The 20812-nt window shown below is 60.6% G+C and carries 17 protein-coding genes; 7 read left to right on the top strand and 10 right to left on the bottom strand.

What is annotated here, in order from left to right; translation table 11 throughout:
• Positions 1-25: 25 nt before the first annotated feature.
• Positions 26-3049: a D-2-hydroxyglutarate dehydrogenase YdiJ gene (gene ydiJ, locus AC1RQB_RS00140; protein ID WP_207267345.1), complete on the top strand. Its 3024-nt coding sequence runs from the start codon at positions 26-28 to the stop codon at positions 3047-3049.
• A gap of 148 nt (positions 3050-3197) precedes the next feature.
• On the opposite strand, the gene katG is transcribed toward ydiJ, so the two are convergent.
• Entirely contained in the window at positions 3198-5486 is a 2289-nt protein-coding gene (gene katG, locus AC1RQB_RS00135; protein WP_063343237.1) for a catalase/peroxidase HPI, read from the bottom strand.
• Positions 5487-5870: 384 nt separating this feature from the next.
• On the opposite strand from katG, the gene AC1RQB_RS00130 reads away from it, so the two are divergent.
• The 3 genes from AC1RQB_RS00130 to AC1RQB_RS00120 all read left to right on the top strand — a co-directional run bounded on the left by AC1RQB_RS00130 (position 5871) and on the right by AC1RQB_RS00120 (position 7122).
• Entirely contained in the window at positions 5871-6362 is a 492-nt protein-coding gene (locus tag AC1RQB_RS00130) for a GNAT family N-acetyltransferase (protein WP_063343238.1), read from the top strand.
• Between the two features lie 202 nt (positions 6363-6564).
• Complete coding sequence (locus AC1RQB_RS00125) at positions 6565-6936, top strand: hypothetical protein (protein ID WP_063343239.1); 372 nt, start codon at positions 6565-6567, stop codon at positions 6934-6936.
• A 3-nt stretch (positions 6937-6939) separates the two neighbouring features.
• Positions 6940-7122, top strand: coding sequence for a DUF1289 domain-containing protein (locus AC1RQB_RS00120; RefSeq protein ID WP_081235310.1), 183 nt, complete (start codon positions 6940-6942; stop codon positions 7120-7122).
• Between the two features lie 208 nt (positions 7123-7330).
• Here AC1RQB_RS00120 and AC1RQB_RS00115 read toward each other — a convergent pair whose 3' ends face one another.
• On the bottom strand, positions 7331-8224 hold the full coding sequence (locus AC1RQB_RS00115) for a LysR family transcriptional regulator (protein ID WP_063343240.1): 894 nt from the start codon (positions 8222-8224) through the stop codon (positions 7331-7333).
• A 128-nt stretch (positions 8225-8352) separates the two neighbouring features.
• Here AC1RQB_RS00115 and AC1RQB_RS00110 point away from each other — a divergent pair, with 128 nt between their 5' ends.
• From AC1RQB_RS00110 to AC1RQB_RS00100, 3 genes are all read left to right on the top strand, one after another.
• Positions 8353-9774, top strand: coding sequence for an MFS transporter (locus AC1RQB_RS00110; protein WP_063343241.1), 1422 nt, complete (start codon positions 8353-8355; stop codon positions 9772-9774).
• An 83-nt stretch (positions 9775-9857) separates the two neighbouring features.
• A complete protein-coding gene (locus AC1RQB_RS00105) occupies positions 9858-10832 on the top strand; it encodes a quinone oxidoreductase family protein (protein ID WP_063343242.1) in 975 nt (324 codons plus the stop codon).
• 29 nt (positions 10833-10861) lie between these two features.
• Complete coding sequence (locus AC1RQB_RS00100; protein WP_063343243.1) at positions 10862-11791, top strand: LysR family transcriptional regulator; 930 nt, start codon at positions 10862-10864, stop codon at positions 11789-11791.
• Positions 11792-11940: 149 nt separating this feature from the next.
• Here the strand turns inward: AC1RQB_RS00100 and AC1RQB_RS00095 are convergent, their stop codons facing one another.
• The 8 genes from AC1RQB_RS00095 to AC1RQB_RS00060 form a co-directional block, all read right to left on the bottom strand.
• Positions 11941-13404: a GDL motif peptide-associated radical SAM/SPASM maturase gene (locus AC1RQB_RS00095; protein WP_063343244.1), complete on the bottom strand. Its 1464-nt coding sequence runs from the start codon at positions 13402-13404 to the stop codon at positions 11941-11943.
• A gap of 260 nt (positions 13405-13664) precedes the next feature.
• On the bottom strand, positions 13665-14246 hold the full coding sequence (locus AC1RQB_RS00090) for a DUF1842 domain-containing protein (RefSeq protein ID WP_008070738.1): 582 nt from the start codon (positions 14244-14246) through the stop codon (positions 13665-13667).
• Positions 14247-14300: 54 nt separating this feature from the next.
• Positions 14301-14948, bottom strand: coding sequence for a DUF1842 domain-containing protein (locus tag AC1RQB_RS00085; protein WP_063343245.1), 648 nt, complete (start codon positions 14946-14948; stop codon positions 14301-14303).
• Positions 14949-14989: 41 nt separating this feature from the next.
• Positions 14990-15178 carry a DUF1843 domain-containing protein gene (locus tag AC1RQB_RS00080; RefSeq protein ID WP_008070733.1) on the bottom strand — a complete coding sequence of 63 codons (189 nt, stop codon included), beginning with the start codon at positions 15176-15178 and terminating at the stop codon, positions 14990-14992.
• Positions 15179-15412: 234 nt separating this feature from the next.
• Positions 15413-16300 carry a YghX family hydrolase gene (yghX, locus tag AC1RQB_RS00075; RefSeq protein WP_063343246.1) on the bottom strand — a complete coding sequence of 296 codons (888 nt, stop codon included), beginning with the start codon at positions 16298-16300 and terminating at the stop codon, positions 15413-15415.
• A gap of 226 nt (positions 16301-16526) precedes the next feature.
• Positions 16527-18092: an amino acid permease gene (locus AC1RQB_RS00070; RefSeq protein WP_063343247.1), complete on the bottom strand. Its 1566-nt coding sequence runs from the start codon at positions 18090-18092 to the stop codon at positions 16527-16529.
• Between the two features lie 157 nt (positions 18093-18249).
• Positions 18250-19410, bottom strand: a complete 1161-nt coding sequence (locus AC1RQB_RS00065; RefSeq protein ID WP_063343248.1) for an iron-containing alcohol dehydrogenase — start codon at positions 19408-19410, stop codon at positions 18250-18252.
• Positions 19411-19413: 3 nt separating this feature from the next.
• Entirely contained in the window at positions 19414-20805 is a 1392-nt protein-coding gene (locus tag AC1RQB_RS00060) for an aldehyde dehydrogenase family protein (protein WP_063343249.1), read from the bottom strand.
• Positions 20806-20812: the final 7 nt, after the last annotated feature.

Genomic DNA, 20812 nt, shown 5'->3' with positions numbered 1-20812 from the left:
TAGACCTACAAGAGACCATCCTGCGATGATCGCCCAGTTGACGACCGTTGAATCCGCGGCACAGTACCCGGAATTTCTGCAAGCCCTGCGCGCCAGCGGCTTCCGCGGTCAGCTCAGTACGGACTATGCCACTCGGACCGTGCTGGCGACCGACAACTCGATTTACCAGCGTCTGCCGCAAGCGGCGGTGTTCCCCCAGGACGCGGACGACATCGTGCGCATCGCGACCTTGATGGCTGAATCCCGCTTTCGCCAGATCAAGCTGACCCCCCGAGGGGGCGGCACCGGGACCAACGGCCAGTCATTGACCGATGGCGTCGTGGTCGACTTGTCGCGGCACATGAACGCTGTCCTCGAAATCAACGTCGCCGAGCGTTGGGTGCGGGTGCAGGCGGGCGTGGTCAAGGACCAGCTCAATGCCGCGCTCAAGCCTCATGGATTGTTTTTCGCCCCGGAGCTCTCGACCTCCAACCGCGCCACGGTGGGTGGCATGATCAACACCGACGCCAGCGGCCAGGGCAGCTGCACCTATGGCAAGACCCGAGATCATGTGCTGGAACTGCACAGCGTACTGCTCGGCGGTGAACGCCTGCACAGCCAGCCTTTGTCCGACGCGGAGCTGGAGGTGGTGTGCGCGCAATCCGGCCGCATCGGCGAGGTGTACCGCACTGCGCGGCTTATTCAGGAAACCCAGGCCGACCTGATCGAGTCGGTGTTCCCCAAACTCAATCGCTGCCTGACGGGTTACGACCTGGCCCACCTGCGTGATGAGCACGGACGCTTCAACCTCAACAGCGTGCTGTGCGGTGCGGAAGGCTCGTTGGGCTACATCGTCGAAGCCAAGCTCAATGTGCTGCCGATTCCCAAGTACTCGGTGTTGGTGAACGTACGCTACGCCAGCTTCATGGATGCGCTGCGCGACGCCAATGCGCTGTTGGCGCACAAGCCGCTGTCCATCGAAACCGTGGACTCCAAAGTGTTGATGCTGGCGATGAAAGACATTGTCTGGCACAGCGTCGCCGAGTATTTCCCGACGGACGCCGAGCGCGCGACGCTGGGTATCAATCTGGTGGAGTTCAGCGGGGAAGACCTGACGCAAGTGAAGGCTCGCGTGGCGTCGTTCGTGGCGCATCTGCAGGCCGACACCACGATCGAGCGGTTGGGCCACACGTTGGCCGAAGGTGGCGAAGCAGTGACCCGCGTATACGCCATGCGTAAACGCTCGGTCGGGCTACTGGGCAACGTTGAAGGCGAGATTCGCCCGCAGCCTTTCGTTGAAGACACCGCCGTGCCGCCGGAGAAACTGGCCGACTACATCGCGCAGTTCCGCGCCTTGCTCGACAGCCATGGCCTGGCCTATGGCATGTTCGGGCATGTCGACGCGGGTGTGTTGCATGTGCGCCCGGCGCTGGACATGAAAGACCCGGCCCAGGCCGCGCTGGTCAAGCCGATTTCCGATGCCGTGGCCGAGTTGACCCGGCGCTATGGTGGTTTGCTGTGGGGCGAGCACGGCAAGGGATTGCGCTCCGAATATGTCCCTGATTTTTTTGGCGAGCTGTACCCGGCGCTGCAATTGCTCAAGGGCGCGTTCGATCCACACAATCAGCTCAACCCCGGCAAAATCTGCACTCCGCCGGATGCCGCCCAAGGCTTGCTCAAGGTTAACGAAGTGACGCTGCGCGGTGAGCTGGATCGGCAAATCGACGAGCGTGTCTGGCAAAGTTTCGGCACCGCTGTGCACTGCAACGGTAACGGCGCCTGTTACAACTACGACCCCGACGATGCGATGTGCCCATCATGGAAAGCCACCCGTGAACGCCAGCATTCGCCAAAGGGCAGGGCGTCATTGATTCGCGAATGGTTGCGTTTGCAAGGCGCGGCCAATATCGATGTATTGGAAGCGGCGCGGGGCAAGTTGTCGTGGTTGCGCGGCTTGCCAACGAGGATGCGCAATAACCTGGCACGCTCGCGCGGCGAGGCGGATTTCTCCCACGAAGTCTACGACGCGATGGCGGGCTGTCTGGCCTGTAAATCCTGCGCCGGACAATGCCCGGTCAAGGTCAATGTCCCGGATTTCCGATCGCGTTTTCTGGAGCTCTATCACGGTCGCTATCAACGTCCGCTTCGCGATTACCTGATCGGCTCGCTGGAGTTCACCATTCCTTATATGGCCTATGCGCCGGGCCTGTACAACGCGGTAATGGGCTCAACATGGATGAGCCGCTTGCTTGCGCGACACGTCGGCATGCTCGACAGCCCGCTGATCAACCGTTACGACTTGCAGGCCACGTTGACCCGCTGCAAAGTCGTTGTCGCCAGCGTGCCAGCCCTGCGCGAGCTCACCATCGCGCAACGTCAGCGCAGCGTGGTGTTGGTGCAGGACGCTTTCACCCGTTACTTCGAAACACCGTTGCTGGCGAGCTTTATCCAGTTGGCGCATCAGTTGGGCTATCGCGTGTTTCTGGCGCCCTATAGCGCCAACGGCAAGCCGTTGCATGTGCAAGGCTTCCTCGGCGCATTCGCCAAAGCGGCGATCCGCAACGCCAGCCAACTCAAGGCGCTAGCCGATTGCGAAGTACCGCTGGTGGGGCTGGATCCGGCGATGACGCTGGTCTACCGCCAGGAATACCAGAAAGTGCCGGGACTCAATGATTGCCCAAAGGTCTTGCTACCCCAGGAGTGGCTCTTCGATGTGTTGCCTGAAAACCCGCATCCGGCTACTCAGACATTCCGTTTGCTGGCGCACTGCACCGAGAAGACCAATGTGCCGGCCAGTACTTCGCAATGGGAAGCAGTGTTTGCCCGGCTTGGACTCAAGTTGGTGACGGAGGCGACGGGCTGTTGCGGCATGTCCGGAACCTACGGCCATGAAGCACGCAACCAGGACACCTCGCGGACCATTTTCGAGCAGTCATGGGCCGGCAAGCTGGACAAGACGGGAGAAGCACTGGCAACGGGTTACTCCTGCCGCAGTCAGGTAAAGCGTCGCGCCAACAGGCAACTACGCCACCCACTGGAAGTGGTGTTGGAGCATGCGCGCGCAGAGTAGGCTAGCTTGAGAATCTTGTGGATCGCCAACGTGCAGGTGAGAGGAGTGACCGCTGTCGATGGTCGACTCGATCAGGTCCACAGATCAGCAAAAACCACAACGCCTCCACACGGGGAGGCGTTGCGGGTTTTCAGCAGTATTGCTCAGATCATCTCAGATCAAACCGGTCCAGATTCATCACCTTGTCCCAGGCCGCAACGAAGTCTTTCACAAACTTCTCCTTCGCATCGTCGCAGGCATAGACCTCAGCCAAGGCCCTCAACTGCGCATTCGAGCCAAACACCAGATCGACCCGCGTACCCGTCCATTTAAGGTCACCGGTTTTCCGGTCGCGCCCTTCAAACTCCTCGTTGTCGTCCGAGACCGGTTTCCATTCCACGCTCATGTCCAGCAGGTTTCTGAAGAAGTCGTTGGTCAACGCTTCTGGCTGCTTCGTGAACACCCCGTGCTGAGTTTGTCCGACGTTGGTGTTCAGCACCCGCAGGCCACCGATGAGCACGGTCATTTCTGGCGCGGTGAGTGTCAGCAGTTGCGCCTTGTCGATCAGCAAGGCCTCGGCCGGTACGCTGTAGCGGGTTTTGAGGTAGTTACGGAAGCCATCGGCGGCGGGTTCGAGGTATCCGAAGGATTCAACATCCGTTTGTTCTTGCGAGGCGTCCATCCGTCCCGGCGTGAAAGGCACCGTGACGGTGTGGCCGGCATTTTTCGCCGCTTGTTCGACGCCGGCACAACCGGCCAGCACGATCAGGTCTGCCAGCGAGATTTTCTTGCCGCCACTGTTGAACTCGTTCTGGATGCTCTCGAGTTTCGCCAATACGCTCGCCAGTTGCTCAGGCTGGTTGGCCTGCCAGAATTTCTGCGGAGCCAGGCGCAGGCGTCCACCGTTGGCGCCGCCGCGTTTGTCGGAGCCACGGAAGGTGGAGGCTGCCGCCCAGGCGGTCGACACGAGTTGCGAGACCGACAGGCCGCAGGACTGGAGCTTGCCTTTCAGTGCAGCGATGTCGCTGTCGTTGACCAGGGCATGGTCGACCTCCGGAATCGGGTCTTGCCACAGGAGTTCTTCGTTGGGCATTTCCGGGCCGAGGTAGCGGGAGAGGGGCCCCATGTCGCGGTGGAGCAGCTTGAACCAGGCGCGGGCGAACGCGTCGGCCAACTGGTCCGGGTTTGCCAGGAACCGCCGTGAAATCGGCTCATAGATCAGGTCGAATCGCAGGGACAGGTCCGTGGTCAGCATGGTCGGATTACGCCGTTTCGACGGGTCGTGAGCATCCGGAATAATGCCCGCGCCAGCGCCGCCTTTCGCCGTCCACTGGTTGGCGCCCGCCGGGCTCTTGGTCAGTTCCCACTCGAAACCGAACAGGTTTTCCAGGTAGTTGTTGCTCCACTTGGTGGGTGTGGTGGTCCAAGTCACTTCCAGGCCGCTGGTGATGGTGTCGCCGCCCTTGCCGCTGCCGAAGGTGCTCTTCCAGCCCAGGCCTTGAGCTTCGAGGCCAGCGGCTTCGGGCTCGGCGCCGACGTTGTCGGCAGGGCCGGCGCCGTGGGTCTTGCCGAAGGCGTGGCCACCGGCGATCAGTGCCACGGTTTCTTCGTCATTCATCGCCATGCGCCCGAAGGTCTCGCGGATGTCCACCGCAGCAGCGACCGGATCCGGGTTGCCTTCCGGGCCTTCCGGGTTGACGTAAATCAGGCCCATTTGCACCGCGGCGAGCGGGTTTTCCAGGTTGCGTCCTCCTTCGGTACGGCTGTCCTCATTTTCCCCCGGCTCAGCAACGAGTGGGCCTTCGCCGGGTTCTTGCATGGGTTCCTTTTTGTCTTTTTCGTAGCGGGTGTCGCCGCCCAGCCACTTGTTTTCCGAGCCCCAGTAGACGGCCTCATCCGGTTCCCAGACGTCTGGCCGGCCACCGGAAAAGCCGAAGGTCTTGAAGCCCATGGATTCCAGCGCGACGTTACCGGTGAGGACGATCAGGTCGGCCCAGGAGATGTTGCGACCGTATTTTTGCTTGATCGGCCAGAGCAGCCGGCGCGCCTTGTCGAGGCTGACGTTGTCCGGCCAACTGTTGAGCGGTGCGAAGCGCTGCTGACCGGAGCCGGCACCGCCACGACCGTCACCGACGCGGTACGTGCCGGCGGCGTGCCAGGACATGCGAATAAACAGCGGCCCATAGTGACCGAAGTCTGCCGGCCACCAGTCTTGCGAATCGGTCATCAGCGCGTGCAGGTCTTGCTTGAGCGCCTGAAAATCCAGATTTTTGAACGCTTCGGCGTAGTTGTAACCCTCGTCCATGGGGTCGGACAGCCGCGAATTCTGGTGCAGGATCTTCAGGTTCAGTTGGTTCGGCCACCAATCGCGGTTCGTCGTGCCACCGCCCGCGGCGGCGTGATTGAACGGGCATTTCGATTCATTTGCCATGTGTGCGCTACCTTTGGTCGTAATCATCCGGCTATCCGGCCCGGGGTGGGCGCGCAATAGCGACGAGCGAAATCAATGACATAGGCTGCAGCCGTTCGATCAACCGTTCATCGTGGTCACAGGGGAATCTGGATAGCGGCAAATCGAGTTGCCTATACGGTGGCCCACGGCAAGCCTAGTACGCTTCTGATTCATTCGTATCTTTTATCAAGTCTCAACCGGCCGGCTCACGCCAGCGCTGCATTAAGGTTAGACGCCTATAAAGCAGTCAGCTAATAGGTGGGGTATTCACGCTTGATAGGCAGAATCTTTTACCTGAGCCATCGAGATGGAACCGCTGATACGAGTCTCTTTTATCCAGCATCGGCAAAACGTAATCTGTCGCACCGACCTTTGGATGGAACCCAACCAATGCTACTCACCCACCGCCCCGTCGATGCTGAAGATGTGTTGACTGTTTGCGACTTTCCGCAAAACGCCCAAGAACTGTTTTACATGTTCCCGAAGGCGCACTACCCGCTGACGGAAGATCAACTGCGTGCATCGATTGCTCTACGTTCAGACTCGACGGTGGTTGAGGGGGACGGTTCTGTTGTTGGCTTTGCGAACTTTTATGCGTTTGAGCGCGATGGTGTTTGCGCGATCGGCAATGTGATCGTGTCGCCCAGGGCGCGGGGGAAAGGTGTCGCGAAGTTTTTGGTGGAGACGATGGTGAAGCTGGCCTTTGAGCGTCATCGGGCAAGCGAGGTGCAGATTTCGTGCTTCAACGAGAATACGGCGGGGCTGCTTCTGTATCCGCAGCTAGGATTTGTGCCGTTTGGGGTTGAGGAGCGAGTGTCGCCGGATGGGCGCCGTGTAGCGCTCATACAAATGAGAAAGGCCGGGAGCCATGGGCGCCTCTGAGTATTTTTCGGGTCGGGATTTTGGCTGTTTAATCGGGCCTCTTCGCGAGCAAGCCCGCTCCCACAGGGGATTTGTGTCATGCACATGAAAACGTTCCTTCCATACAAGCTGGGGCGTGGGCGGGTAATGATGCAGAGAGGAGACGAGCGACCGAAGGTATGATGGGCTCTTTCCATCGACGCCCTCCAAGGATCCTTCCCCGATGTCTTTAAGCAAACGCGATCAGGCCCACATCGAACGTCGCCTGGTCGCCACCCTGACCGAGGCGTGTGAAACCGCCAAGGCGGAAATAGTCGGGTTCTGCTGGCTGACCCACGAAGTCGATTACGCGGTCTTTCCTTCCAGCCTGCGGGTGATCTGGGTCTTCGATACACAGGCCAACAAGGATCAAGCGCTGGCGAGTGGGCAGGGCGAGCGTATGGTCGAACTGACGGCCGTGGCGCTAAGTGAAGCGGATGTACTCATCAGCCCGGTAGCGGCCCATGTGCAGTTCGATTCTGAAGAACAATGTCAGCGCACCCATGCCGGCAACTGGCAGCAACGCCTGGCGCCCAAGCGCTCGACGCGGGGTTGAAGCGTGGCCAAGGATATCGAAAATCCGTGTATTTCCATTTGCCAGCTCAGTGGTGAGCTGTGTGTCAGTTGTGGCCGCACCAAGGACGACATCAGAAAATGGAAGCGTATGAAGCGTCCGGAAAAAATGGCGGCGGCGCAGCGGGCGAGTTTGCGGTTGAAGGGGCTGAAGAAAAAGAGTGTTTGAGGGTAATGCCCGTCAGCAAGCCGTAATGCGATCTGTAGCATTTGGCGAAGGCTGCACTACTGTGGCGAGGGAGCTTGCTCCCGCTGGACAGCGCAGCTGTCCCAAAACCAATTTACGACTGCTTCGCAGCCGAACGGGAGCAAGCTCCCTCGCCACAGTAGCGCAGCTACAAAGCGTGCGTCGTGGCTGAAATTGACTTCACCGGCTCTTAGGGCTGCGCACAAACCTCCCGCACACATTCACGCAGCCACCGATGCGCTGAGTCGGCATCCATGCGTGGGTGCCAGAGCATCGAAATGGTAATCGGCGGCAGGTCGAACGGAAGATCAAAACTGTGCAGGCCGGCACGCAGGTTTCGGGTGTGTTGTGCAGGCACGGTGGCGATCAGGTCCGAGGCGCGAGCCAGCGCCAGCGCGGCCGAAAAGCCGCCGACGATGGTGGTGATCTCGCGCTCCAGCCCCAGCACTTCCAGGGCTTCATCCATCGGCCCCTTATCGAGCCCGCGTCGCGAGACCAGGATGTGCTTGCCAGCGGCATAACGGGAGGCGGTGACTTCGCCTTGGGTCAGCGGATGCCCTGTGCGCACGACGCCGATGAAATGATCTTCGAACAACGCCCGGGTGCGCACTTCCGGGCTCGTCGTGCCGCCGACCACACCGGTTTCCAGGTCGACGGAACCGTCGCGAAGCGCGGCGCTGTCCTTGCTCAGCTTCTGCACGAAGTGCAAGCGCACGCCGGGTGCTTGTGCACTGACGCGGGCAATCAGCGCCGGGCCGAAGTTTTCGACGAAACCGTCGCTGGTGCGTAGCGTGAACGTCCGGACCAGTTGTTTGAGGTCGAGCTGTTCGGCGGGGCGTAACACGGCTTCTGCGTCTTGCACCAATCGACTGACCTGTTCGCGCAGTTCGAGTGCCCGGGGCGTCGGCACCAGCCCGCGTCCGGCCCGGACCAGCAGCGGGTCGCCCGTCGTTTCGCGCAATCGCGCCAGTGCCCGGCTCATGGCCGAAGGGCTCAGGCGCAGTCGTTGGGCGGCGCGTGCGACGCTGCCTGCGGCGAGCAGCACATCCAGGGTAATCAGCAAATTCAGGTCGGGAGTCGTCATGACTCAACGTTAGCACGGCGTGCGGGTGACATGGCGTCAAACGCAACTATCAAGTGCAAGTCATGCGTCTTCCGCCATATCACGCTCGGGCATACGCTGCTGATCTACCTTTCAGATGTGGCCAGACAATGAAACTCATCACCCAATCAGGCTCCGTCCGCTGGGCGCTCGCGAGCCTTTCGCTATCGATGTTGATGCCCTCACTCGATACCAGCATCGCCAATGCGGGTTTGCCGACATTGGCCGAGGCGTTCGAGGCTTCCTTTCAGCAAGTGCAGTGGATCGTTCTGGCGTATCTGCTGGCGATCACCACGCTGATTGTCAGCGTTGGACGACTCGGTGACCTCGTCGGTCGTCGGCGCTTGCTGCTGACGGGCATCGGCATTTTTACCCTGTCATCGCTTGCCTGTGGTGTCGCGCCATCGCTTGGGTGGCTGGTCGGCGCCCGGGCAGTGCAAGGGCTCGGGGCGGCGATCATGTTGGCGCTGACCGTGGCGTTTGTCGGTGAGACGGTGCCGAAAGCGCAGGCCGGCAGCGCCATGGGGCTGCTCGGCACGATGTCGGCGATCGGTACCACGCTGGGGCCGTCGCTCGGTGGGATGTTGATCGCAGGCGCAGGTTGGCAGTCGATTTTTCTGATCAACGTGCCGCTGGGTGTTCTGAACATCTGGCTCGCGTATCGCTATTTGCCGACGGATGCACTGCGGGAGAAAGCAGGGCGGACGGGGTTCGACAAGGCAGGCACGTTGCTGCTGGCGTTGACGCTCGGGGCGTATGCGCTGGCCATGACGATCGGGCAGGGTGATTTTGGGCCGGTCAACATCGCGCTGCTGCTGACGGCTGTTTTCGGCGTTGGGCTTTTCATCTTCGTTGAGACCACGGTTGCATCACCCCTGATTAAACTGGCGCTGTTCCGCGAGCCAGGATTGAGCGCGAGCCTGGCCATGAGCACGCTGGTTTCGACGGTGATGATGGCGACGTTGGTGGTCGGGCCGTTTTATCTTTCGGGGGCGCTTGGGCTCGGCACGGCACTTGTCGGTTTCGCCTTGTCGGTAGGGCCGTTGGTGGCGGCGCTGACCGGTATACCGGCCGGTCGCCTGGTGGATCGTTTTGGCACTCGGCGCATGACCCTTCTCGGGCTTGTGGCAATGGCACTCGGCACGGGTGCTTTATCGATGATGCCGGCGGGTTTCGGCCTCCTCGGTTACCTCGCCCCCATCGCGGTAATCACTGCCAGCTATGCGTTATTTCAAGCGGCCAACAACACCGCGATCATGACCGACATCCGTGCGGATCAGCGCGGCGTAATTTCCGGCCTGCTCAGCCTGTCGCGCAATCTCGGACTGATCACCGGGGCCTCGGTCATGGGCGCGGTGTTCGCCTTTGCGTCGGCGACGGCAGACATCACCACGGCATCTCCCGCCGCCATCGCCAGCGGTATGCAGGTAACGTTTGCCGTCGCCATGGTGTTGATCGTCCTGGCCCTTGTTATCGCGCTGGCGCTGCGAGTTTCACACTGCTGCACTGCATGCATTAATGAACTGCAGTGAGGCTGTATTGTTCACGTTAAATCGAATACCGATACTTCCCCACATGGCGCAGATGGGCTGCGCTGAAGTGAAGGAGTCAGGCAATGGTTTCTATCGTTCGTATCGCACACACCGGCGCACCTGAGGTGATGACCATCGAGCAGGTGACGGCGCGTGAGCCGGGGCCGGGTGAAGTCTGGCTGGAGCAGGAGGCGATTGGCGTCAACTTCCTCGATGTGAGCCAGCGCAAGGGCGCCGTACCGCTGCCATTGCCGTCGGGTCTGGGCCTTGAAGGGGCGGGCCGGGTTGCCGCCATCGGCGCGGGAGTGAGCAACGTCAAGGTGGGTGATCGGGTGGCCTACGCAACAGGGCCTGTTGGCGCTTACGCCAGTGCGCGCCTGTTTCCGGCCGAGCGGCTGGTGCCGATTCCCGACGCGTTGACGGCTGAGGAGGCCGCCGCGGTGTTGTTCAAAGGCATTACCGCGCAGTACCTGCTGAAGACGACGTATCCGGTCGGCCCCGGCACCACCCTGGTGCTGTATGGCGTGGCGGGCGGCCTCGGGCAGATCATGGCGACGTGGGCCAAACACCTGGGAGCCTTTGTCATCGGCATTGTGTCCCGGGCCGAGAGTGTCGAGACAGCCAAGGCGCTGGGTTGCGATGCGGTGCTGGTGTTCAATGCCCAGACACTCGCCGCGGATGTGGCGCAGATCACCCACGGCAAGAAAGCCGATGTGGTCTACGATCCCATCGGGCGGGTGTCGTTCGAAGCGTCGCTCGACTGCTTGCGACCGCGTGGGTTGATGGTGTCTTTCGGGGCATCCTCCGGGGCGCCGACGGCGGTCGAAGTGGCCACGCTCAATGCCAAGGGTTCGCTGTTCCTGACCCGTCCTTCACTCGCCGCGCACACCACGGACATCGCCGAATACCGGCAACGGGCCGATGATGTACTGGCGGCAGTCGAGGCGGGCATAATCAAGCCCGGCATCTGGGGCCGCTATGCATTGGCCGACGTGGCCAAGGCCCATGCTGATCTGGAAGGCGGCCAATCTCGCGGAGCGATCGTCCTCAAGCCGTGATTGTTTTTACCTGAACAAAAGAGTGTTTTGTGAACCCACTGGACAGCCGCCACATCGATGAAATTGCAGCGCTGCTTGCGGTCGCCTCGGCGCATTCGTTCGTCGCCGCCGGACGCCTGTTGCAACGCCATCCGACGGTGATTTCAAAGCGCCTGGCGGCCATGGAAAAGCGCTTGGGCGTGCGGCTGATGGAGCGCACGACGCGACAAGTGCGGTTGACCGATGCCGGCAACCGTCTCGTCGAACGCCTGCGCTCCGCCACGGGGTTGATCATCGAGGCCGAGCAGGAAGCGTCACTGGGCGCGGCGCAAGTTCGTGGCGTCCTGCGCCTGGCTTTTCCCGCCGCGATGGGGCGCTTGTGGCTGGCGTCGATGTTGCCGGAATTTATGGCGGCTCATCCGCTGGTCTCCGTCGAGGTGGATTACAGCGATCGCGTCGTCGACATCATTGGTGAAGGATTCGATGCGGCGATTCGTATTGGCGAATTGAACGACAACCGCCTCGTCGCGAAGAAGCTCAGCGATCATCGCCGCATTCTCTGCGCTTCACCGAGTTACATAGAACAGCACGGCATGCCGACCTGTCCGAAGGAACTCACTGATCATAATTGCCTTGGCTTCACCGGTCTGGCGGCATTCCCAGAATGGCGTTTGTCGAAGGGTGATCGGCAGGAGAAAGTCATCACCAGGGGAACCTTGACCTCGAACGACGGCGAGGCGTTGCTCGCCGCGGCCAAGGCTGGCGTTGGTATTTTGGGCGCTGGCGAGTGGCTGATGAGCCGGGAGATCGCCAACGGCCAGATGGTGCGCGTTCTGCCGGAGTGGGACCTGGATGCCCAGGGCGGGATTTATCTGGTGCGAGCATCAGCCGCTTTTACGCCGGCAACGCTCATGGCCTTCAAGGAATGGCTGGAGGGCAGATTTGCGCAAGAGCCGCCTTGGCAAATGCCCGTCAGTTAAGCGCAGTCCATGTGGGAGCGGCGGTGCGACGATTCGACTTGCTCGCGAAAGCGGTGTGTCAGACGACATCAATGTTGACTGTGCCGCCGTCTTCGCGAGCAAGCCCGCTCCCACAGGTATCGCATTTTGACTGACTGGCCATTACTCCCTTACATCAAGGTATTTCGCGGCATCCCCAGCAGGCCGGTCAGGGTGTTGATAATCGCTTGTTGCCGCGCACGGTCTGTCTGGTGCACGGCTTCTGCGGCGGCGACATCGGCGTCGCAGTGAGGGCAGGTCACTTCGTGCGCATGGATGTACTGCAAGCAACCGCGACACAGCGCCAGTTGCGGTGGAATACGTCCTTCGTCCGGCGATTTCTGGCCCTGGTTTGCCCAGGCCAGTTTGATCACCTGGCCGCTGTCGCTGACGCTGCTGACCGTCTCGCCGGTATCGATGCGCTCGGTGATCAGGTCAAAACGTCCGACAGCGAAGGACGTCTTGGCCGCGTCTTCGAGTTTGACGATGCGCTCGCGCAGCCCGCGCTTTTGCAGGTCCAGCGCGCGGTAATGGCAGTAGGGGTTGTTGCCGGGTTTGCCGAGCAGGGAGTGCGACGTCCAGGTGCAGCCGCCACGGCAGACGTCGTTGTAGTAACAGCTTCGGCAGTAACCCCATAGGTCTTCGACGCCGCGCAGTCGGCCAAAGTGCATGCCTTCGCTGTAGTGCCAGATATCGTGCAGGCTCATGGTGCGTACGTTGCCGCCGGAAAACCCCACCGTTGCCAATGACGGGCAGCCCTTGACAGTGCCGTCGGCTTCCAGCGCCAGTACGGTCTGGCCGGCGGCGCAGCCACTCCAGTGCACGCGTTCGTCGCCGAAACCACGCCACATGTGTTCGTAAGGGCCGTAGTAACCAATGTTATTGCCCACGTTCATCAGCAGGCCACGATCAACCCCTTCGCGATACAGACGCGCCAGCAACGGCATCACTTCCAGCAGTTGATAAGGCTGCAATAACAGCTCCGGGTGATCGACAGCATTGCCCATCGCGACCGTCAGCTGGATCTGCCAGTGAGTGGCGCCGAGGCCGATGATCAGGTCCATCAACTCGGGCAAGTCGGGCAACGTGGCCGCGCCGATTTGGGTGTTGACGCTCACCGCAAGCCCGGACTGTTTGGCGCGTCGCAAGGTGTCTACCGCCTTGTCGAACGAGCCCGGAACATTGCGCACCGCGTCATGCAGCGGAGCCAATCCATCCAGTGAAACACCGACGCCATTGAGCCCGGCATCCACCGCTGCCTGCATTTTCGCCGGTGTCAGGTTACGTCCACCGGTTTGTATGGCGCAGTACATGCCGTGATCGTGGATGGCCTGGATCAGTTGCGTCCAGTCCTTGCGCAAATAGGCTTCACCACCGATCAGGGTGATCTCGCGGGTGCCGAGGGCGGCCAGGGAATCGATGACGTCCAGGCATTCCCGGGTGTTCAATTCATCGGGTCGTCTGTGGCCGGCGCGTGAGCCGCAATGCAGGCATTTGAGATCGCAGGCCAGGGTGATTTCCCAGACCACATGCACCGGCACGTAGCGTTTGAGGTCGGTTTCACTGAGGTAGCGGGCAGGGCGACTGTCTGACATGGAAAATCCTTGCGCACAACGCGTGCGCGGCACGAATCCATCGAAGTGTTCGCGCCTTCCTTGGTGCAGTGGCGCGACCGGATTTACCTTTTGTTGTTGAAGTGAGCCGGGCCAGTCAGTTAAGCGCGGAACCCTGTGGGAGCGGGCTTGCTCGCGAAAGCGGTGTGTCAGGCGACATCAATATTGACTGTGCTGCCGCCTTCGCGAGCAAGCCCGCTCCCACATGGATTGTGCTTGCCTGACTGGCATTGGCCGACGGGTTAGCGAGCCTCCAGCCGGGCGATTTCAACGTTCAATTGATCCAGTGCGTTACGCAGCGCACCGCTGTGGGCCAGTTGCTGTTCACCCTGGCTGACCACGGCCTTCAGTTGCGCCAGGTCACCGCTGGCTTGCGCTTGCTGTACCGCGACGGCGTAGAGCGGCACCGCATGGTGCGGATGCTCCGGGCGCACAATAACGGGAGCCTGGCTGACCGCCGCGTGTTTCACGTAATGCCAGACGCCCTGTTCCTGATATTTGTAGTCGACATAACCACTCGCCCAATCGCCGCCTAAAATGCCCTTTAAACCGAAGGTCTGGGCGATCTGGCTGAGAGGGCCGCTCGGGCTGCCCGCCAGGGTGAGGATGATGTGGTTCTCCGCCGTCGGCACCAGTTTGGCCTCGGAATACTCACCCCAGACACGGGCACGGAAGTTGAGGGTCGGGTAGGTGCTTTGGAAAATACTGGCAATCCCGCTGACTTTTTTCTTTGTGGTATCCACCAGCAGATCGAGGGTTAAAACCGGTGCGCCCAGCAGGTGATTGCTGACATTGAGGCGGGTATGAAAAAGACCGATTGACATGGTGCTACTCCCTTATTTGTATTCAAGACAAGTCGGGCATGTTTCGTGGTCGAGTCAGCGGCGTTCCTGCCGGCTGATTTCTTCCTTGGCCGTTTCAAGCGCCGTCTGCAGTTGGGGTTGCTGATCCAGTTGCTGCTGGGCCAGGCGCGACAGGCTTTTCATCTGGGCCAGGTCACCGCTGGCCATTGCACTTTGGATCGGTGCGGCGTACAGCGGCATGATGGGCGGATAAGATGATTCCGGCGGAATCACCGGGCCGGGCTCCAACGGCAGCGGGGAGACGTGGGACGGCACCGCCTCAATGAGATGGGCGGGAACATTGTTGACCTCGACCCACTGCTGCTGACCATTCAAGTACGAATAGTTGGCGACACCTTCTTTCCAGTCGGTGCCCACCACCAGTCGCAACTTGAAATTCACGATGGAGTTCGAGCCGGAGCCGCCATGATTGCCTTGTGCGGTGATCAGGATTTTGCTGACGCCGGGTGACATGACCGTCAGGTAGGTGTACTCGCCCCAGACATCGGAATGCACATCCAGCGGCGGGTTGGTTGCCTGAGTGATTGCGGCGGTGCCGTTTACAGTCTCATCAGGGGTAAAGACCAAAAGATTAAGTGCCAGACTTTGTGCACCCGGTGCCGAAGTACCAATTCGGTAGCCGAGCGGGAACAAGCCGACAGATTGCTGAGTAGAACCAGACATGGTTATTGCCTCCATTGCAATAAGGGGAGCGGAAATAGCTGTTAGTGCTTTTCCAGGCGTGCGACTTCCTTGGCCAATTGCTCGTAAGCGGTAGTTAGCTCTTTGTTTTCTGGTGTGGATGCATCGCGTTGTTTCAATAGCGTCTTCATTTGCGGCAGGTCGCCGGTCTTGATCGCGCTTTGGATGGCCACCCCATAGGGGGGCATGCTATGGCGAGTTGAATTGCTCATAACGGTTCCTTCCGTGGTGTTTACGGGCACTGCTGTCATCAGCAGTTTTTGCAGTTAAGCAGGCGCGGATAAATATGCAATGAATAATGGGAGCGTAATTTTTAATATTATTTTATTAATCGCGATGGGTTAGCAGGCGCTAGGTTCAATATTAAGAATGGCGATGAAGGATGATCTATTCAGTAACTTCTTCATAAGTGTTATTCCGTATCGCCATTATGTTTATTTGATTAATCAAGCCAAGTAACGCCGAAACCAGGCCAGTGTCCGGTCCCAGGCAAGCCTGGCGGCGGCATCATCGTATCGGGGGGTGGAGTCGTTGTGAAAGCCATGGTTAACGCCCGGATAGATATAGGCTTCATACGTCTTGCCGGCCGCTTTCAACGCCTGTTCGTAGGCGGGCCAGCCTTCATTGATGCGCGTATCCAGTTCGCCATAGTGAAGCAACAGTGGGGCTTTGATTCTGGGGACATCTTCAGCCTTTGGCTGACGGCCATAAAAGGGTACGGCGGCCCCTAACTCCGGATAGGCCACGGCTGCGGCATTGGCGACTCCACCGCCATAACAGAAGCCGGTGATGCCGACTTTCCCGCGGGTGGCGTCATGTTTCATCAGCCACTCGATGGCGGCGAAAAAGTCATTCATGAGCTTTTCCGGGTCGACGGTCTGCTGCAATTCCCGGCCTTTGTCATCGTTGCCGGGATAACCGCCGACCGACGTCAGGCCGTCAGGGGCGAGGGCGATGAATCCCGCTTTGGCGAGACGCCGGGCGACGTCCTCGATGTAAGGATTAAGCCCACGGTTTTCATGCACGACCACCACCGCCGGCACCTTGCCGCTGGCTTTCGCTGGGCGCACCCAATAGCCACGAACCTGCCCGTGACCCTTGGGCGAGGGGTAGGTGATGTACTCGGCGATGACGTCGGGGTCGGTAAATTGCACCTGCTCGGCCAGCGCATAATTCGGGCTCAGGGCGGCGAGGAGGGCTGTGGCGGTCAAACCGCCAAAGGTGAACAGCGCCGCACGATCAAGAAACTCTCGACGGTTGATTTTGCCATGGGCGTAGTAGTCGTAGAGTTCGAGCAGTTCAGGGGCAAAGTCTTTCGCCGTGAGACGGTCCATCTGCTTGCTTCCTGTTGGTTGATTCATAAAAAACGGAGGGGCAGCGCCTAATGCCAGTCAGTTAAGCATGCGAAACCTGTGGGAGCGGGCTTGCTCGCGAAAGCGGTGTGCCAGGCGACATTAATGTCGACTGACACGCCCTCTTCGCGAGCAAGCCCGCTCCCACATGGATTGCTTAACTGACTGGCATTGGCGCTCAGCCCCCCGCTGTTCATGGCTATGGCAATCAGCTCCCAGCCTGTTTGTTCAACGCCTCTTCAGCCGCTGCAATTTCTGCCTGACGCTTGATGATCATGTCGCCCACGGGTGGGCCCTGGAAGCGCCGGGCTTCAAAGGCGAACCAGACAATCGCCGTCAGAATCAGAAAACCGAGCGTGATGTACAGCGCCCAATCGTTCGGTGGCTGGATGCCGATGACAAAGATCAGCACCATCGAAAGGACCGAGAGGATGGCGAACAACGAGTAAAACCCGCGCCCCATGTTCCACGGCCCCATGGTCGGCCACTTCGCAGTCCCGTAGGTAAACAGGCCCAGCACGATGGGAATGATGAAAGAGAAGAACAGGAAGATCACCGTGCAGGAGACCACGATCGTGTAAACCGGCGTTTCGCCGATCGATACCAGGGACGATCCCCACACGAACAACACCGCGAGCGTGGCACCGGTCCAGATCGCTGGCACGGGGCTGCGATGGGTCGGTGAGACTGAGGCCAATGCTTTGGAGAAGGGCAGGCCGCCGTCACGGGAAAACGCGAAGATCATGCGTGAGACCGAGGTCACGGTCGCCAGCCCGCAGAGAACCTGCGAGATGAAAATGGCCAGGTAAAGCGCCATCTTGATCGCCGGGTTCACCTGAGTGTCCATCGCCCAAAAGAACACATTCCAACCCTGCTTCGCCGCTTCGTTCATGCTTGGCAGCATCAGTACAAACGAGCAGAGCATCACCCAGCCGAACAGCAGCGACCAGGCCACCGAGCTGACCATCCCGACCGGTACCGACACGGATGCCCGATGGGTTTCTTCGGAAGTATGCGCCGAGGCGTCATAGCCGGTGATGGTGTAGATCGGCAAGAGCAGGCCGAGCATGAAAATCCAGCCGTTCGACACCTGTGGCCAGACGTTGCCGCCGGCTTCGCCGGAGTAGTTGCCGAAGGTCACCAACCGGGCGAACTCAAAGCTGGGGGCGGCGATCAGGCAGACGATGGTCAGCGCGAGCGCCGTGGCGAAGATCAGGTAGCCCGAGAAGTCAGTGAGCTTTGCGGTCAGGCCGATGCCAAAGTGGTTACACAAGGCCTGGAGGCCAGTCAGGATCGCCAGAAAAGTGATTCGTGTGGTGATGGTGTCTTCCATTCCCAGGGCCGGTCCGAAGGCGCCGAAAAAGAAGTAATAGGTACCGACGTTGATCGCGCCGAGCACCGTGATCAGCCCCAACAGGTTGAACCAGGCCGTCAGCCAGCCGGTGAAGCGGTTACCGAGAATCGAGCCCCAGTGATAAAGGCCGCCAGCCGTTGGGTAGGCCGAGGAAATCTGTGCCATGGCCATGGCGAAAACCCCGGAGATCAGGCAGCCCAGTGGCCAACCGATACCGATGGCTGCACCGCCTGCACCCGAGGTGCCCTGTGCCAGCGAGTTGATGCCACCCGAGAGGATGCAAATGATCGAAAAGGAAATGGCAAAGTTGGAGAAAACGCCCATGCGTCGCGAGAGTTGCTGGGCATAGCCCATGTTGTGCAACACCTTGAGGTCGTCGTCTTGTGGCGCGGTGGCGCCGGGTTGGCTTACTGGACTCATAGCGTGTGCTCTTGTTCAGGTTTTGATCCACATCCATCCGCGTGGTGCGTTGCCGAATGGGTTTGTCTTCAACCCCCTGTTGTACTGCTCCTGCCTCTAACGGTTGAAATCCATCCAGGTTGCGTGCTCACACGTTGGCCATGGACAGACGATTGCTCTAGAGACGGCCGTGAAACGCCGCGTCGAAAATTTCTGCCGCGCCAGTTCGTGTCAACGGCAGCGGGTTGCCGCCGGCGCAGGGGTCGACAATCGCCATGTCCGCGATCAAATCGACCTGCTTGTCATCCACCCCCAGTTCAAACAGCGTATGCGGCACGCCGATGTCTTTGCGCAGCTTGAGAACGAAGGCCAGAAAGCTGTCGAAGCCTGGGGAGGGCAGGCGCAAATAAGCCGCCAGGCGGGTGATGCGTTCTTCGATGGTCGGGCGATTGAACTTGAGTACATAGGGCATGAACGTGGCATTGGTCATGCCGTGGTGGGTGTCGTACAGGGCGCCCACTGGATGGGCGAGTGCGTGCATGCCACCCAGGCCTTTCTGGAAAGCGGTGGCGCCCATCGCCGCAGCCGCCAGCATTTGCGCACGCGCGTCGAGGTCGGAGGGGGTGTGTACGGCGCGTACCAGGGCATTGGCCACCAGGCGCATGCCTTCCACCGCAATACCTTCGGCCATCGGATGAAAGCCGGGAGCGCAGTACGATTCCAGGCAATGGGCAAAGGCGTCCATGCCGGTGCCGGCGGTGACTTTTGCCGGCATGCCGACGGTGAGGGCCGGGTCGCTGATGACTACGCGCGGCATCATTTTTGGGTGAAAGATGATGCGTTTGGTGTGCGTACGCTCGTCGATGATCACCGCCGCACGGCCCACCTCTGAACCGGTCCCTGCGGTGGTCGGCACCGCAATGACCGGGGCGATGCTGCTTTCGTCGGCGCGTGTCCAGTAGTCGCCGATGTCTTCGAAATCCCAAACTGGTCGGGTCTGGCCGCTCATGAACGCGATGAGCTTGCCCATGTCCAGCCCGCTACCACCGCCGAAGGCGACCACGCCATCGTGTTTGCCGGCGCGCCAGGCATCGAGTCCTCCCGCCAGATTGGCTTCAATCGGATTGGGCTTGAGGTCGCAAAACAGCGCGACGCCAAGGCCGGCGGCGCGCAAGGATTCCACTGCCGCGGTGGTGATCGGGGCACGCGCCAGGCCACTGTCGGTGACCAGCAACGGTCGCTGGATCCCTTGGCTGCGGCAGACTTCGGCCAGTTCGGCGATGCGGCCAACGCCGAAGCGGATGCTCGTGGGGTAGTTCCAGTTCGCGGTCAGGCTCATGGCTCAGATCTCATGGCGCAGATGGAAGGATTTCGCGCGGGTCAGGTGTTCATAGCCAAGGCGCGACAGCGTGACGCCGCGCCCGCTGTTTTTCACCCCGGTCCAGGCCAGTGCCGGGTCCAGATAATCGCAGCGGTTCATGAATACGGTGCCGGTGGCGATCTCGTCGCCGATGCGTTCGGCGGCGGCGAGGTCTTGCGTCCAGATAGAAGCGCTGAGCCCGAACTCACTGTCGTTCATCAAGGCGATGGCTTCGTCGTCGCTGGCCACCGGCATGATGCCGACCACCGGGCCAAAGCTTTCCTCACGCATCACCGACATTTTATGAGTGACGTCCACCAGTACCTGCGGCGCTAGATAGGCGCTGCCGGGTGCATCGGCGGGAAAGTCCTTTGGATCGATCAATGCCCTGGCCCCTTGTGCCAGCGCATCGACGATCTGCCCGCGAACGAATTCAGCGGCGCTCGGCGTAATCAGCGGGCCGAGGGTGGTGGCTTCGTCCAGCGGATTGCCCAGCACGTATTGGCGGGTCAAGGCGACGAAGCGCTCGACAAAGGCCGGGTAAATTTTTTCATCGACATAGATACGCTCGACGGCGCAGCAGCTTTGCCCTGAGTTGAAGAAACTGCCGTCCACCAGGTTTTCCACCGCATGCTCAAGGTTGGCGTCTGCCCGAACGTAGGCCGGGTCTTTGCCGCCGAGCTCCAGGCCCACGCCGAGGAAGCATCCAGTGGCGGCGCTTTCCATGGCCTTGCCGGCGTCGACTGAGCCGGTGAAGTTCACCTGCTGCACGCGTCCTGAAGCGATGATCGCGGCGGTCTGCTGATGATCGAGCAGCACGTTGTGGAACAGGCCTTCGGGCAGATGGGCGCGGCGAAAGGCCTCGGCGAAACGCTCGCCCACCAGCAACGTTTGTGTGGCGTGTTTGAGGATCACGCTGTTGCCCGCCATCAGCGCCGGGATGATCGTATTCACCGCCGTCAGATAGGGGTAATTCCACGGTGCAACGACCAGCACCGTACCCAACGGTTCGCGTTTGATACAGCGCCGAAAACCGGCGACAGGCGCAGGTTCAATTGCTGCCAACGCTTCAGGCGCAATGGCGATCATGTGTCGCGCACGTTCTTCGAAGCCGCGCAGTTCGCCGGCGCCGAAGCGTACCGGGCGACCCATCTGCCAGGCCAGCTCCGGCACGATCTCGGCCTTCATCGCCAGCATCGCGTTCACGGCGGCGCTGCAAAACGCGGCGCGTTCGCTCAGAGGTCGGCGCTGCCATTGCGCCTGGGCGGCTGCGGCCGCCACCAGAGCTTGGTCGAGCTGCGCCGCATCGACACGGCGGCGTTCGGCGTAGACCCGGCCATCGACCGGGGAGATGAGTTGAACGATCTCAGTCATGGCGTGC

The organism is Pseudomonas sp. GW822-FHT02E03 (assembly GCF_058802325.1).
This window is presented reverse-complemented; position numbering and strand designations above follow the sequence as displayed.

Bases quoted from the DNA above. Each gene is read 5' to 3' on its own strand.
- AC1RQB_RS00080 (WP_008070733.1), bottom strand. From the start codon at position 15,178: ATGAGCAATTCAACTCGCCATAGCATGCCCCCCTATGGGGTGGCCATC.
- katG (WP_063343237.1), bottom strand. From the start codon at position 5,486: ATGATTACGACCAAAGGTAGCGCACACATGGCAAATGAATCGAAATGC.
- yghX (WP_063343246.1), bottom strand. From the start codon at position 16,300: ATGGACCGTCTCACGGCGAAAGACTTTGCCCCTGAACTGCTCGAACTC.
- AC1RQB_RS00105 (WP_063343242.1), top strand. From the start codon at position 9,858: ATGGTTTCTATCGTTCGTATCGCACACACCGGCGCACCTGAGGTGATG.
- AC1RQB_RS00130 (WP_063343238.1), top strand. From the start codon at position 5,871: ATGCTACTCACCCACCGCCCCGTCGATGCTGAAGATGTGTTGACTGTT.
- AC1RQB_RS00115 (WP_063343240.1), bottom strand. From the start codon at position 8,224: ATGACGACTCCCGACCTGAATTTGCTGATTACCCTGGATGTGCTGCTC.
- AC1RQB_RS00110 (WP_063343241.1), top strand. From the start codon at position 8,353: ATGAAACTCATCACCCAATCAGGCTCCGTCCGCTGGGCGCTCGCGAGC.
- AC1RQB_RS00090 (WP_008070738.1), bottom strand. From the start codon at position 14,246: ATGTCAATCGGTCTTTTTCATACCCGCCTCAATGTCAGCAATCACCTG.
- AC1RQB_RS00065 (WP_063343248.1), bottom strand. From the start codon at position 19,410: ATGAGCCTGACCGCGAACTGGAACTACCCCACGAGCATCCGCTTCGGC.
- AC1RQB_RS00125 (WP_063343239.1), top strand. From the start codon at position 6,565: ATGTCTTTAAGCAAACGCGATCAGGCCCACATCGAACGTCGCCTGGTC.
- AC1RQB_RS00085 (WP_063343245.1), bottom strand. From the start codon at position 14,948: ATGTCTGGTTCTACTCAGCAATCTGTCGGCTTGTTCCCGCTCGGCTAC.
- AC1RQB_RS00060 (WP_063343249.1), bottom strand. From the start codon at position 20,805: ATGACTGAGATCGTTCAACTCATCTCCCCGGTCGATGGCCGGGTCTAC.
- AC1RQB_RS00095 (WP_063343244.1), bottom strand. From the start codon at position 13,404: ATGTCAGACAGTCGCCCTGCCCGCTACCTCAGTGAAACCGACCTCAAA.
- AC1RQB_RS00070 (WP_063343247.1), bottom strand. From the start codon at position 18,092: ATGAGTCCAGTAAGCCAACCCGGCGCCACCGCGCCACAAGACGACGAC.
- ydiJ (WP_207267345.1), top strand. From the start codon at position 26: ATGATCGCCCAGTTGACGACCGTTGAATCCGCGGCACAGTACCCGGAA.